Raw genomic sequence first — 13,406 nt, 5'->3', positions numbered from 1 at the left:
GCCCTCGCCTCCGCCAGCGCCGCCCTGATCTGGTCCGTCCACCCCACCTGGACCAACAACCAGATCCTCCGCGTCATGCTGAACACCATCGGCGCCCCCGTCGACGGCGCCAAGTGGAACAACGCCATCGGCTACGGCATCGTCCGCCCCCGCATCGCCCTCCAGAACCCCGGCGACCCCGGCCCGGCGAACGTCTACCCCCTCCCCGACCTCGCGGAAGCAGAAAAGTCCGCGTCCCCCACCCCGATCCCGTCGGCGAAGGCAAGCGAACCGGCGAAAACCGTGGCCGCCGCGAAGAAGGGCGACGACGGAACCCCCTGGCTCGGCATCGGACTCGGCGCGGGCGCCATGGCCGTGGCCGGCGCCGCCGCAGCCGTCGTCGTCCGAAGGCGCCGAACGGCCACCCCACCCGCACCTCAACAGCCGTACCCGGCTCCCCAACAGGGCTTCGGCCCTCCGCCGCAGGGATTTGGCCCACCCCCGACCATGCCCGGCAGCGTCCCCCCGTCTCCGGGCCAGGACACGGGTTCCGCCTGAGTACGCGTACTCATGCGGCACAGCGGAGACACTCATGACCTGCCATGACCGAAATGGTTATCGTGCAAACTGTTGGTGATGGTGGTGCCCTGGGGAGGGAAAGAGCGTGTCGTGGGACGAGTGGGAACAGCTCAAGAGCGCGGCGGCGGAGCGCACGACGCATATGCAGCTGAATCAGTACCCGGCCGATTCGGCGGGTTCGGGGACACTCGTGTCGGACAGGCCCGTCTGGACGAAGGCCGGACAGGACGTCGGCGCGTTCCGTGAGGACATCGCCAAGGCGCTGGGACACCTCTCGGACGGACAGGACGGTCTGGGTACGGACGCCGGCTGCCTGACCGCCGGGGCGCAGAAAGAGGTCCACGACTCCTGGGCGCGCTATGTGAAGGACGTCGGCGACCGGTGCGGGAAACTCGCGGCGCTGCTCGGAAAGGCGGGCGGCGACCTGTCGCAGACCGACGAAGGCGTGCTGGTCGATATCCAGAATCTGAGGACGGCCTACGCGGACACGCCCGCCGTCGGCGGCAAGGGCTGAGGGGCGGTAACGGGACGTCATGGATCTCGCCACACTCAAGGCCCTCAAGCCCGCCGAGTACGCACAGGCGGCCGACAGCTACCGCAGCACGTCCGACATCGCCAGCGCGGCCAAGGACCGGATCGAGAGCCAGATCGCCGCGGCGATGCGCAACGCCCTGAAGGGCGATGCCGCGAACGCGGCGATCAGCCAGCTGACGGAGCTGGGCAAGAACTTCCACTACGTCCAGGTCGAGTGCGGTCTCGTCGCCGCTGCCCTTGAGGCGTTCTCGTACGAGATGGAAGCCGCCAAACGGAAACTCGACACGGCCCTGGCCGACGCGAAAGCCGCGAACCTGACCGTGAACGCGGACGGCTCGGTGACTTACCCGCCGGGCGGACCGAAAGGTGAGGACGGCAAGACCCCGCAAGGCGGCACCGCCGGCGGCTTCCTCGACCCCACCGCCGCCGCGATCGGCCGCTCCGCCGCCAACTTCGACCCCAACCCCCACCACCGCGCCGCCCAGGACTGCGCCGACCTCATCGCCGCAGCCCTCCAGGAAGCCACCGAGGCGGACACCAAGTGGGCCCCGAAACTACGGGCCCTGAAGGCCGACGACGACCTGACCGTCTCGGACAGCGACTGGGCCGACACTTCCTCGGACGGCAAGGGTGTGCAGAGTGCGGGCAAGGAGTACCTCGACTCCCTGCCGCAGCCACCCAAGGACAACGATCCCAAGGCCAATGCCCAGTGGTGGAAGGGGCTCACGCCGGAGGAACGCGCCGACTACCTCGCATTCCACCCGAAGGCTGTGGGCGAGATGGACGGGTTGCCTGCTGAAGTGCGCGATGAGGCCAACCGCACCGTGCTCGACGAGATCCGTGGCCAGTACCGGATGGAACTCGCCTCGATTCCCGCTGAACCCACCAACAAGTACACCTACATCACATCTGGCGGGTATCCGTCGAGGGTGTACACCGACGAGTGGATGGCTTGGGATGAGAAGTATGGCGCCCGGAAGGGGGAGATCGAAAAGGTCCTGGTCGGAGCCGATAAAATTCAGGAGCGATTCGACAGGACAGGTGAAGGCGGACTGCCTGAGGCGTACCTGCTGGGCTTCGACCCCAAAGGAGAGGGGGATGGGCGAGTCATTCTCGCCAACGGAAACCCTGACACGGCCGACCACACTGCGATATACGTTCCCGGTACAGGAACGAACATTGAAGGGACCGATGGCGGCATAAAACGCAGCGAGGCAATGTGGCGAGAGAGTCAGCACCTTGTGCCCGGCCAGTCGGTTTCGAGTATTTACTGGTTCGATTACGATGCTCCGGACAGCATTCCGCAGGCCACGGATGGTGTGCGTGCCGAGAACGCCGGTCCGAGACTCGAAGATTTCCTCCAAGGAACCCAGACCGCACAAGGCGGCCCCGACGCCAGCCATACGACGGTGATCGGTCACAGCTACGGCAGTACAGTGATCGGCGAGACCGCCAAGCACCACCATATTCCGGCCGATGACATAATCGCGCTCGGTAGTCCGGGCATGCAGGTCGAGCACGCGAGAGACCTGGGCGTGGGGGCGGACCATGTATGGGCAGAAGGGGCGGACTGGTCGATGGACGACGCTGCCGTCCGTCACGGTGGCAGGCTGGTCGGGCTCGGCGACTGGTGGGCGAACCCCACCGACGAATCCTTCGGCGCCAATGTCATGCAGAGTGACACTGGCGGTTTCTTCTCGGGTCACAGTTCCTACTGGGACTATGACGAGGAACAGGCTTCAACGAGCCTGAAAAACCAAGCGGCCGTAATTGCAGGAAGGTATGGAGATGTCAAGCTGGAATAGGCGGTTCGGCGTTTGGCGAAAATTTTTCATGACCGCACTCGTGACGTCTTCACTCCTTCTCGCTGCGGGATGTTCCATGGATAAAGAAAACGGTAAGTCTCTTCCTGTGCGTAGCCCCTCGGCGGTGGAGGACGAAGTGTCGTCCCTCTCCAGTCAGGTGCTCGACATGGTGAAGGTCAAGGGGAAGGTCACCGAGCCCGGGCCGTACAGCTCGTCCTGCACCGACGACGGGAAGAAGGGCGTCTGGGTCAGGCATCCCTGGTCGATGTATGGAATCGACAACAGTAAGCTCGGTGAAGGATTTTCCAATCTGAAGCGATCTCTGCCGGAAAATGGGTGGAAGATCGTGAAGGACGGAGATGACGGCAGCCGGAACAAGAATCCCGAGATCAAGGCCGCCCACCAGAAGACGCACAGTCAGCTTGAGGTCAGGTGGCTCAAGGGGCTTGATGGGAATGCGCCCCTGCTTGACGTGACTGTTTACTCGCAGTGTTTCAAGCAGGCCGATTGAGGTGCCGGGCCGGGGTTCCTACCGGATCACCATCACCCGGCGCCCCACCGTCGCGAAGTCCCACATCGCGTCCCCGTCCGGCCGGGTCTCCCGGATGCCGCCGGTCTTGACCATCGTGTCCCCGTCGGGAAGGGACCCATTGACGGCGGCGCTGAAGCCGATGGCCATGCCGTCGGGGGTCTCGGTGAAGCGGACGACGTGTTCGATGCGGGTGCCGTCCGTGGCGGTGACCGCGCCCGCGCGGGAGGAGACGGTGTAGGGGCCGGGCTTGGGGTCGAGGCCGCCGGGGTAGACGCGGAACGTGCGGGTGACCTTGCCGGTGTCGTCCACCAGCCAGACGCGGTCGTCGTCGATGGAGTAGACGACTCGCTGGCCGACCCCGGAGTTCACGGGGAGGGCGTCGGGGTGTTTGATGTCGCGGGGTGCCTTGGAGGCGGCCGTCGGGAGGGGCTTGCTCAGGTCGCCCGGCGACTGGGCCGATGCCTGCCAGGCCAGTACGCCCACCGTCGTGATCGCCGCTGTCATGAGCCCGGCCACGAGTCCCGCGCTGCTGCTTGTCACCTGCGCCCGCCTCCGTACCAAAACGTCCGTTTTCGCACCGGACGGTAGCAGGAGGGGACGTGCCCCACCCCCGCGCGCCGTAGGCTGTTCGCGTGCTCTTGCTAGCTCTGGATACCGCCACCCCCGCAGTCACCGTCGCCCTGCACGACGGCGGCGAGACAGTCGCCGCGTCGAGTCAGGTGGACGCGCGCCGGCACGGTGAGCTGTTGTTGCCGACCGTGGACCGTGTGCTCGCGGAGGCGGGGGTGAGACTGGACGCCGTGACGGGGATCGTCGTAGGGACCGGCCCGGGGCCGTACACGGGGCTGAGGGTCGGGCTGATGACGGCGGACACGTTCGGGCTCGCGCTGGGCGTGCCGGTGTACGGCGTGTGCACGCTGGACGGCCTCGCGTACGAGGCGGAGGCCGAGGGACCGTTCGTGGTCGCGACGGACGCCCGGCGCAAGGAGGTGTACTGGGCGCGGTACGAGGACCGGCGTACACGGGTGAGCGGACCGGCGGTGGACCGGCCGGCGGAGGTCGGCCAGGAGGTCCCGGCGTTCGGCGCGGGCGCGCTGCTGTACCCGGAGCACTTCGAGGTCGTACCCGGCCCGCAGCACGTGTCCGCCGCCGCCCTCGCCGCGCTGGCCGCCGAGCGGCTCACCAAGGGCATCGAGCTGGACGAGCCCCGCCCTCTCTATCTGCGCCGCCCCGACGCCCAGGTCCCCAAGAACTACAAGGTGGTCACCCCGAAGTGACCGAGCCCGTGTTGCGTGAGATGCGCTGGTGGGACATCGATCCCGTGCTGGAGCTGGAGCGTGGCCTGTTCCCCGAGGACGCGTGGTCGCGGGGGATGTTCTGGTCGGAGCTGGCGCACGCGCGGGGTCCGGAGGCGAACCGGCGGTACGTGGTGGCCACCTACGAGGACCGTCGCATCGTCGGGTACGCCGGACTCGCCGCGTCCGGCGACCTTGCCGACGTACAGACCATCGCCGTGGCCCACGACCACTGGGGCACCGGCCTCGGCGGCCGGCTCCTCACCGAACTCCTCCGCGCCGCAACGGAGTTCGAGTGCCCCGAGGTCATGCTGGAGTGCCGCGTCGACAACCTCCGCGCCCAGAAGCTGTACGAGCGCTACGGCTTCGAGCCGATCGGCTTCCGGCGCGGCTACTACCAGCCGGGGAACGTGGACGCGCTGGTGATGCGCCGCACGGACCCCGCGTCAACTCCCGCGACTCCCGTACGAGGAACCGAGAACGATGACTGACGAACCCCTGGTCCTGGGGATCGAGACCTCCTGCGACGAGACCGGCGTCGGGATCGTCCGGGGCACCACCCTGCTCGCGGACGCGGTCGCCTCGTCCGTCGACGAGCACGCCCGCTTCGGCGGCGTCGTCCCCGAAGTCGCCTCGCGCGCGCACCTGGAGGCGATGGTCCCGACGATCCAGCGGGCGCTGAAGGACGCCGGGGTGAGCGCGAAGGACCTGGACGGGATCGCCGTCACGGCGGGTCCGGGCCTCGCGGGCGCGCTGCTGGTCGGCGTCTCGGCGGCGAAGGCGTACGCGTACGCGCTGGGCAAGCCGCTGTACGGCGTCAACCACCTGGCCTCGCACATCTGCGTCGACCAGCTGGAGCACGGCCCGCTGCCCGAGCCGACGATGGCGCTGCTCGTCTCCGGCGGGCACTCCTCGCTGCTGCTGTCCAGCGACATCACCTCGGACGTCCGCCCGATGGGCGCGACGATCGACGACGCGGCCGGCGAGGCGTTCGACAAGATCGCGCGCGTCCTGAACCTGGGCTTCCCGGGCGGGCCGGTCATCGACCGGTACGCCAAGGAGGGTGACCCCAACTCCATCGCTTTCCCACGGGGGTTGACCGGTTCCCGCGACCCCGCGTACGACTTCTCCTTCTCCGGTCTCAAGACGGCCGTGGCCCGCTGGATCGAGGCGAAGCGGGCGGCGGGGGAGGAGGTGCCGGTGCGCGACGTGGCCGCGTCCTTCCAGGAGGCGGTGGTGGACGTGCTGACGCGCAAGGCGGTACGGGCCTGCCGGGACGAGGGCGTCGACCACCTGATGATCGGCGGCGGCGTCGCCGCCAACTCCCGGCTGCGGGCGCTCGCCCAGGAGCGGTGCGAGGCCGCCGGCATCCGACTCCGGGTGCCCCGGCCGAAGTTGTGCACCGACAACGGCGCGATGGTCGCGGCGCTGGGCGCGGAGATGGTGGCGCGGGGCCGGGCCGCCTCGGACTGGGACCTGTCGGCGGACTCGTCGCTGCCGGTCACCGACCCTCACGTACCTGGACATGCGCACGATCACGTGCACGAGGTCAGCAAGGACAACCTGTACGGATGACAGTCGCGTTGATGTGGGAGGCCAAGGCGGCGGCGGGCCGGGGCGAGGAACTCCTCGCCTGGGCCCGCCGCCAGCCCCTCGCGACGCCTCCCCTCCGTCGGGAGACGTTGCGTGGGCCCGAGGGCCGGGTGCTGGTCATCACGTGGTGGGACGCGGAGTACGAGGCGCAGCTGCCCGAACTCCCGGAACCCGAAGGGGATTTGATCGCCCGCGCGGTGCACCGCTGGCGTTTCGAGAGCGCCGACTAGCTGACGGCGACCTCGCAGACGAGCCGCCGGTCCACCCCCAACTCCCGTACCTCCCCGGTGAGTTCGAGCTGCACGGCATGCCGCGTGTCCGCGCTGGACGCCCCCAACCGCAGCTCCAGCACCCCGGGTTCGACGATCCGCCGCCCGCCCCGGTCCGTGAACGCCGACAGGTCCGCGTGGAAGGTGAACGTCACCCGGCGGGACTCCCCGGGCGCCAACTCCACCCGCTGGTACCCGATCAGCCGTACGTCGGGCCGCGTCACCGAGGCCACCGGGTCGTGCAGATAGAGCTGGACGACCTCGGCCCCGGCCACGTCCCCGGCGTTGCGGACGGTCACGCCGACGTCGTACGAACCGTCGGTCGGGATCACCGCCCCCTCGCCGGTCCCCTCCCACACGAACTCCGTGTACGACCGCCCATGTCCGAACGGGTACAGGGGAGTCGGGTCGAGGTTGCTCACCTCGCCCTTCAGCCCCAGCGGCGGCTGGAGGTACGTCCACGGCTGGCCCCCGGTCACGCGCGGCACGCTCACCGGCAGCCGCCCGGACGGGTTGACGCGGCCTGAGAGCACCCCGGCGACGGCGGGCCCGCCCTCCTCGCCGGGGAAGAACGCCTCGACGACCGCGCCGAGCCGCCCGTGCCACCGCCCCAGCGCGTAGGGCCGTCCGGCGAGCATCACCAGCACCACAGGAACCCCGGTCGCGACGAGGGCGTCCAGCAACTCGGCCTGGACGCCGGGCAGTCGGAGGTCCTCGGCGTCGCAGCCCTCGCCGGAGGTGCCCCGCCCGAAGAGCCCGGCCCGGTCACCGAGGACGGCGACGCAGACGTCCGCCTCGGAAGCGCGGGCGACGGCCTCGTCGAAGCCGCCGGTGTCGGGGGTGTCGACGCCGCAGCCCTCCGCGAACGTGACCTTGGCGTCGGGCAGTTCACCACGCAGCGCCTCCAGCACCGTGGGAATCTCGATGCCGTCGACGACACCGGGGTGATGGGGAAGGACATGGGACGGGAAGGAGTAGCACCCGAGCATCGCGAGCGCGTCGGCGGCGCGCGGGCCGACCACCGCGATCCGCGTGTCCGGCGCGAGCGGCAGGATGCCGTCCGGGTTGTCGAGCAACACGACGGATTCTTCGGCGAGTTGACGGGCCACCGCCCGGTTCTGCGCCGAGTCCAGCTCGACCGGGTCCGCGTGGACCGGCGCCCAGTCCTCGTCCAGGAGCCCCAGCTCGCACTTCTGGAGGAGGACCCGCCGGACAGCGTTGTCCACCAACTCCTCGGGCACAGCGCCTTCCTGAACGGCCGTCAGGAGCGGCTTGCCGTAGCACTTCAGGGTCGGCAGCTCGACGTCGATGCCGGCGGCGAGGGCCGCGTGGGCCGCCTGGGCGGGCGTACCGGCGACCCGGTGCAGGGTCTCCAGGAAGCCGACCGCGAAGTAGTCGGAGACGATCGTGCCGGTGAACCCCCAGGTCTCGCGCAGGAGCTGGGTGAGGAGTTCCGGGTCGGCGGAGGCGGGGACGCCGTCGCGCTCGGTGTAGGAGGGCATGACCGAGCGGGCGCCGCCCTCGCGGATCGCCATCTCGAACGGCGGCAGGGTGACGTCCGCGAACTCGCGGGTGCCCGCGCGCACGGGAGCCAGGTTGCGGGCGCCCGCGGAGGAGGCGTACCCGGCGAAGTGCTTCAGCGTGGCGACCACGCCGGCCGACTCCAGGCCCCGTACGTAGGCCGTACCGACCGTACCGACGAGGTACGGGTCCTCGCCGATCGTCTCCTCGACGCGGCCCCAGCGGGCGTCGCGCACGACGTCAAGGACCGGGGCGAGGCCCTGGTGGACGCCGACCGAGCGCAGGTCGTGGCCGATGCGGGCGGCCATCTTCTCGACGAGGCCGGGGTCGAAGGAGGCGCCCCAGGAGAGGGGGACCGGGTAGGCGGTGGCCTGCCAGGCGGTGAACCCGGCGAGGCACTCCTCGTGGGCGAGCGCCGGGATGCCGAAGCGGTTCGCGGCGACCAGCCGGCGCTGCGCCTCGGCGAGGGCGCGGGCACCGGCCGTCGGGTCGACGGGGGCGGTGCCGAAGGGGCGGGTGAGCTGGCCGAGGCCGTGCGCGACGAGCTCGTCCCAGTCGTAGTCGGCGGTCATGTCGGACTGATGGGGTGCGACTCCGCCGTCCTCGGTGTCGGCGCCCACCCAGACGCCGTACAGCTGGGCGGTCTTCTCCTGGAGCGTCATCCGGGAGATGAGGTCGTCGACCCGTGCGGCGGCGGGCAGGGAGGGGTCGCGCCAGGGGGCGCGCTCGGGGGCCGAGCCGGTCTCGGAGGCGGTGGTCATGAAGCTCCTGTCAGAGGTCGGTGAGCCACCAGTCGGACGGTTTCGCGCGGTCCTCGCGCGAATGTTTCGAGCGTAATTCCGAATGTTCCGGGAACCTATGGTGCCGCACGGGGTTCGTCAAGAGGGTGTGCGGGGATACGATCGCCGCCATGACACCCTCGGACCCCGCTGAAACGCGGCCACAGACCGCGACGCTCGCGGAGATCGCCCGCGAGGCCGGCGTCTCCGCGCCGACTGTTTCGAAGGTCCTCAACGGCCGGGCCGACGTCGCGCCCGGCACCCGGACCCGCGTCGAGGAGCTGCTGCGCGCCCACGGCTACCGGCGCCGGCGGGCCGAGGCGACCCGCTCCCCCCTCATCGACCTGGTCTTCCACGAGCTGGAGAGCGCCTGGGCGCTGGAGGTCATCCGGGGCGTGGAGAACGTCGCGCGCGACGCGGGCCTCAGCGTCGTCCTCAGCGAGAGCGCGGGCCGCCTCACGCCGGGCCGGACCTGGGCCGACCAGGTCGCCGCCCGCCGCCCGCACGGCGTGATCCTCGTCCTGTCCGGCCTCGACGAGTCCCAGCGCGCGCTGCTGACCAGCCGTTCCGTGCCGTTCGTCGTCATGGACCCGGCCGGCGACCCCGGCGCCGACGTCCCCTCGATCGGCGCCACCAACTGGCAAGGCGGCCTCGCCGCCACCCGCCACCTGGTCGAACTCGGCCACCGCCGCATCGGCGCGATCACCGGCCCGCCGCAGATGATGTGCAGCCGCGCGCGCATCGACGGCTACCGCGCCGCGCTGGAGACCGCCGGGCTGCCGGTCGAATCCGACCTCATCCGCGCGGGGGACTTCCACCACGACACCGGCTACCGCGTCGGCCGCGAACTCCTCGCCCGCCCCGACCGCCCCACCGCCGTCTTCGCCGGCAACGACCTCCAGGCCCTCGGCCTGTATGAGGCCGCGCGCGAGCTGGGCCTGCGCATCCCCGAGGACCTCAGCGTCGTCGGCTTCGACGACCTGCCGGTCGCCCGCTGGGTCGGGCCGCCGCTGACGACCGTACGGCAGCCCCTGACCGAGATGGCCGAGGCGGCGGCGCGGCTCGTGCTGGAGCTCGGGCGGTCGGACAACGGGAGCGCGGAGGGCCCGGCCGCCACGCGGGTGGAGCTGGCGACGAGTCTGGTGGTCCGGTCGAGCACGGGGGTACCGCCGCTGGCCGGAAGCTGATGTATTGACGGGTACGACGGGTGCCCCCACACTCCTCCGAAGTCAATCGGTTGCACAACCGAAACTTTCGGAGGCGCCCGCCATGAGATCCTCCCCCCGATCACGCCTGTCCGCTCTGCTCGCCGGGGCGGCCACCGTCGCCGCCCTGCTCACCACCACGGCCTCCCCCGCCCAGGCCGCCGACACCCCCCTGCGCGACCTCGGCACGGCGAAGGGGAAAATCATCGGTACGGCCGTGACCGGCTCCAAACTCACCGGCACCTACGGCGACCTGTCCGCCTCCCAGTTCTCCTCCCTGACCCCCGGCAACGCCATGAAGTGGGGCTCCGTCGAGCCCACCCAGGGCACGTTCAACTGGGCCGAGGCCGACCAGATCGTCGACTTCGCCGAGGCGCACGACCAGCAGGTGCGCGGCCACACCCTCGTCTGGCACAGCCAGAACCCGAACTGGCTCACCAACGGCAGCTGGACTCCTGCCCAGTTGAGCACGCTGCTCCAGAACCACATCGACACCGAGGTGGGCCGGTACAAGGGGCGGATCGCCGCCTGGGACGTCGTCAACGAGCCCTTCAACGAGGACGGCACCTACCGCCCGACCCTCTGGTACAACGGGCTCGGCGTCGACTACATCGCCAACGCGCTGACCTGGGCGCGGGCTGCCGACCCGAACGCCAAGCTGTACATCAACGACTACAACGTCGAGGGCGTCAACGCGAAGTCCAACGCCCTGTACAACCTGGTCAGTTCGCTCAAGCAGCGGGGCGTGCCGATCGACGGGGTCGGGCTCCAGGCGCACCTGATCCTCGGGCAGGTTCCGTCCACGTTCCAGCAGAACATCCAGCGGTTCGCCGACCTCGGGCTCGATGTCGCGATCACCGAACTCGACATCCGGATGAACCTGCCCTCCGACGCGGCCAAGCTGGCCCAGCAGAAGGCCGACTACAAGGCGGTGACGGCCGCCTGCGTCGCCGTCGCGCGGTGCGTGAACCTCACGGTGTGGGGGTTCACCGACTCCGACTCGTGGGTCGAGTCGACGTTCCCGGGGCAGGGGGCGGCCACGCCGTACGACGCCAACTTCCAGCCCAAGCCCGCCTATTACGGGATCTCCGAGGCGCTCGGGGGGACCTCGACCCCGCCGACGGGGGCCTGCAAGGCGACGTACGGCGTGACCAGTCAGTGGAACACCGGGTTCACGGGGAACGTGGTGATCTCCTGCTCGGGGGCCGCTCTGTCGTCGTGGCGGGCGACGTGGAACTTCGGCGCCGGGCAGACGGTGACGCAGGCGTGGAACGCGACGTGCACGCAGTCGGGGGCGGCCGTGTCGTGTGCCAACGCGTCGTACAACGGGACCGTGCCGGACGGGGGTTCGGTGTCGTTCGGGTTCAACGGGGCGTGGAGCGGGAGCAATCCGGTGCCGACGGTGACCGTGTCCTGACGCCGGGCGTGTCCTGACGCCGGGCGTGTCCTGACGTCTTCCGTGGCGTGAGATTTTCCGAAGAAATCGGCTCCAGCGCCCCTTTCCTTACGGCGCGTTGACATTCCGGACTTATGTTCGGTGTGTGACGCGAAACGAGGAACAAGGCGACGAGGGCAGACAGGCGAGCCGACGGTCGAAGGCACTGAAGATCGTCGGCCTCGCCCTGGCGGGCGTGCTCGTGCTGGGCGTGGCGGCCGGGGGCTGGGTCTACTGGCATCTGAACGCCAACATCAAGAGCGTCGACATCGACCAGGCCCTCGGCGACGACCGCCCGGCCCGCGCGATGGTCACCCCCTCGCCGTCCGCCTCCCCCCTCCCCACCGGCTCCCTCAACATCCTCGTCCTGGGCTCCGACTCCCGAACGGGCAAGGAGAACAAGGCCCTTGGCGGCGGCCCCGAGGGCGGCGCCCGCTCCGACACGGCGATGGTCGTCCACCTCGACGCGGGCCGTACGGCGGCCACCGTCGTCAGCATCCCCCGCGACACCCTCGTCACCCGGCCCTCCTGCCCCCGCGACTCCGGCGGGCCCACCCGGGTCGCCCACGGCGTCATGTTCAACACCGCGTACGAGATCGGCGGGCCCGTCTGCGCCGTCAAGACCGTCGAGCGGCTGACCGACGTCCGCATGGACCACTACATCGAGGTCGACTTCGCCGGGTTCGCGAAGCTCGTCGACGCGCTCGGGGGCGTCACGGTCACGACGGCCACCGACATCCACGACACCGACAGCCACCTCCAACTCGACGCCGGCACCCACCACTTGGACGGCAGGACCGCCCTCGCGTTCGCCCGCACCCGCCACGGCATCGGCGACGGCAGCGACCTGGGCCGCATAGCCCTCCAACAGACGCTGGTGAAAGCCCTGTTGACCCAGATCTCCCACCTGGACCTGCTGAGCAGCCCGACCAAGCTCTACGAAGTCGCCGACGCCGTCACCGGCAGCCTGACCACCGACACGGGCCTCAGCTCCCTCTCCGACCTCATGGAACTCGGCCAGAGCGTCCGGGGGTTGACCGTGCGGAACCTGACGACCGTGATGATGCCGGTCGTCCTCGCCCCCTCCGACCCGAACCGCGTGGTGGCGAAGGAGCCGGCGGCGAGCGAGCTGTGGGAGTCGCTCAAGTAGCCTCCGGCAGCAGGCCGTTCACCAGCGCGCGCAGCTGCTCGGCGACGTCGTAGTCCCGCGTCAGCTCCTGCCAGTCGGCCGCCATGGACGTCAAGTGGGGGAGTTCCCCGGCGTCTTCGGGGGTGAGCAGGTCCGGGAAGAAGGGCCTGCGGTCGGACTGCCGCGCCCGCCGGGACTCGGCCGCGCGGAAGCGCAGCGCGCCGTACACGTAGTACCAGAGCGTGCGGTAGGTGTGGACCGCCTGCTCGCGGGTGCGGCCGTGCGCGATGCACGAGGCGATGATCTCCTCCGGCATCCACAGCGCGCCCTTGTCGGTGAGGTCGCCCATACCGAGAACCTCGACGGCCCAGGGGAAGCGGCCGAGGGCCGTGTACATGTGCAGGGCGGTCACGAGGACGCGGTCGCGGGGGGCCTCGGGGAGGACGGGTCGCGGGATCTGCGCCGCGAGACCCGCGAGAGCGAGCATCAGCAGCTCGTCCTTGTCCCGGACGTGGTGGTAGAGCGCCATCGGGGTGGCGCCGACCTCGCGGGCGATACGGCGCATCGAGAGGGCCTCGACGCCTTCCTCCTCCAGGACCCGGCGGGCCGCTTCGACGATGCGGGCGGGGTCGATACGGCGGGGGCGGCCGACGGGGCGGGGGCTGTCGGGGGAGCGCTGGTCCTCGCTGGATGTCACCCGGGCATTGTCCCCGGTTCTTTTGTGTACGCGTACGGCTGGATAATTTTCGTA

General features: G+C 70.1%; 14 protein-coding genes. 11 read left to right on the top strand and 3 right to left on the bottom strand.

From position 1 onward, the window contains the following. The 4 genes from PV682_RS24670 to PV682_RS24655 all read left to right on the top strand — a co-directional run. A partial coding sequence (locus PV682_RS24670; protein WP_319733391.1) for a peptidase S8 and S53 subtilisin kexin sedolisin occupies positions 1 to 537 on the top strand: 537 nt, incomplete at its 5' end. 106 nt (positions 538 to 643) lie between these two features. Further along, positions 644 to 1,072 carry a hypothetical protein gene (locus PV682_RS24665; RefSeq protein WP_319733389.1) on the top strand — a complete coding sequence of 143 codons (429 nt, stop codon included), beginning with the start codon at positions 644 to 646 and terminating at the stop codon, positions 1,070 to 1,072. Positions 1,073 to 1,091: 19 nt separating this feature from the next. Continuing rightward, on the top strand, positions 1,092 to 2,897 hold the full coding sequence (locus PV682_RS24660; protein WP_319733387.1) for an alpha/beta hydrolase: 1,806 nt from the start codon (positions 1,092 to 1,094) through the stop codon (positions 2,895 to 2,897). Positions 2,898 to 2,925: 28 nt separating this feature from the next. Further along, positions 2,926 to 3,408, top strand: a complete 483-nt coding sequence (locus PV682_RS24655; RefSeq protein ID WP_319733384.1) for a hypothetical protein — start codon at positions 2,926 to 2,928, stop codon at positions 3,406 to 3,408. An 18-nt stretch (positions 3,409 to 3,426) separates the two neighbouring features. Here PV682_RS24655 and PV682_RS24650 read toward each other — a convergent pair whose 3' ends face one another. Next, positions 3,427 to 3,969, bottom strand: coding sequence for a hypothetical protein (locus PV682_RS24650; protein WP_319733382.1), 543 nt, complete (start codon positions 3,967 to 3,969; stop codon positions 3,427 to 3,429). A gap of 92 nt (positions 3,970 to 4,061) precedes the next feature. Here PV682_RS24650 and tsaB point away from each other — a divergent pair, with 92 nt between their 5' ends. The 4 genes from tsaB to PV682_RS24630 are packed head-to-tail and all read left to right on the top strand — an operon-like array spanning position 4,062 to position 6,547. Beyond that, a complete protein-coding gene (gene tsaB / locus PV682_RS24645; RefSeq protein ID WP_319733380.1) occupies positions 4,062 to 4,706 on the top strand; it encodes a tRNA (adenosine(37)-N6)-threonylcarbamoyltransferase complex dimerization subunit type 1 TsaB in 645 nt (214 codons plus the stop codon). Positions 4,707 to 4,726: 20 nt separating this feature from the next. Beyond that, on the top strand, positions 4,727 to 5,215 hold the full coding sequence (gene rimI / locus PV682_RS24640) for a ribosomal protein S18-alanine N-acetyltransferase (RefSeq protein ID WP_319733408.1): 489 nt from the start codon (positions 4,727 to 4,729) through the stop codon (positions 5,213 to 5,215). Further along, positions 5,208 to 6,299 (top strand): tRNA (adenosine(37)-N6)-threonylcarbamoyltransferase complex transferase subunit TsaD, encoded by a 1,092-nt coding sequence (tsaD, locus tag PV682_RS24635; RefSeq protein ID WP_319733378.1) that lies wholly within the window; start codon positions 5,208 to 5,210, stop codon positions 6,297 to 6,299. Before rimI ends, tsaD begins: the two co-directional genes overlap by 8 nt. Further along, a complete protein-coding gene (locus PV682_RS24630; protein ID WP_319733376.1) occupies positions 6,296 to 6,547 on the top strand; it encodes a hypothetical protein in 252 nt (83 codons plus the stop codon). Before tsaD ends, PV682_RS24630 begins: the two co-directional genes overlap by 4 nt. Here the strand turns inward: PV682_RS24630 and PV682_RS24625 are convergent. Beyond that, entirely contained in the window at positions 6,544 to 8,868 is a 2,325-nt protein-coding gene (locus PV682_RS24625) for a beta-xylosidase/alpha-l-arabinosidase (protein ID WP_319733373.1), read from the bottom strand. The genes PV682_RS24630 and PV682_RS24625 overlap by 4 nt on opposite strands. 149 nt (positions 8,869 to 9,017) lie before the next feature. On the opposite strand from PV682_RS24625, the gene PV682_RS24620 reads away from it, so the two are divergent. The 3 genes from PV682_RS24620 to PV682_RS24610 all read left to right on the top strand — a co-directional run bounded on the left by PV682_RS24620 (position 9,018) and on the right by PV682_RS24610 (position 12,676). After that, positions 9,018 to 10,073, top strand: a complete 1,056-nt coding sequence (locus tag PV682_RS24620) for a LacI family DNA-binding transcriptional regulator (protein ID WP_055723236.1) — start codon at positions 9,018 to 9,020, stop codon at positions 10,071 to 10,073. Positions 10,074 to 10,155: 82 nt separating this feature from the next. Beyond that, positions 10,156 to 11,508, top strand: a complete 1,353-nt coding sequence (locus PV682_RS24615; protein WP_319733369.1) for an endo-1,4-beta-xylanase — start codon at positions 10,156 to 10,158, stop codon at positions 11,506 to 11,508. Positions 11,509 to 11,632: 124 nt separating this feature from the next. Continuing rightward, positions 11,633 to 12,676 carry an LCP family protein gene (locus PV682_RS24610; protein WP_319733367.1) on the top strand — a complete coding sequence of 348 codons (1,044 nt, stop codon included), beginning with the start codon at positions 11,633 to 11,635 and terminating at the stop codon, positions 12,674 to 12,676. Here PV682_RS24610 and PV682_RS24605 read toward each other — a convergent pair. Beyond that, complete coding sequence (locus tag PV682_RS24605; RefSeq protein ID WP_319733365.1) at positions 12,669 to 13,352, bottom strand: TetR/AcrR family transcriptional regulator; 684 nt, start codon at positions 13,350 to 13,352, stop codon at positions 12,669 to 12,671. The genes PV682_RS24610 and PV682_RS24605 overlap by 8 nt on opposite strands. Between the last annotated feature and the right edge of the window lie 54 nt (positions 13,353 to 13,406).

Origin of the sequence: Streptomyces niveiscabiei (assembly GCF_033794345.1) — a bacterium.
Lineage (GTDB): Bacteria > Actinomycetota > Actinomycetes > Streptomycetales > Streptomycetaceae > Streptomyces > Streptomyces niveiscabiei.
Note: the sequence above shows the minus strand (reverse complement) of the source record. Positions and strands in the feature narration are given on the sequence as shown.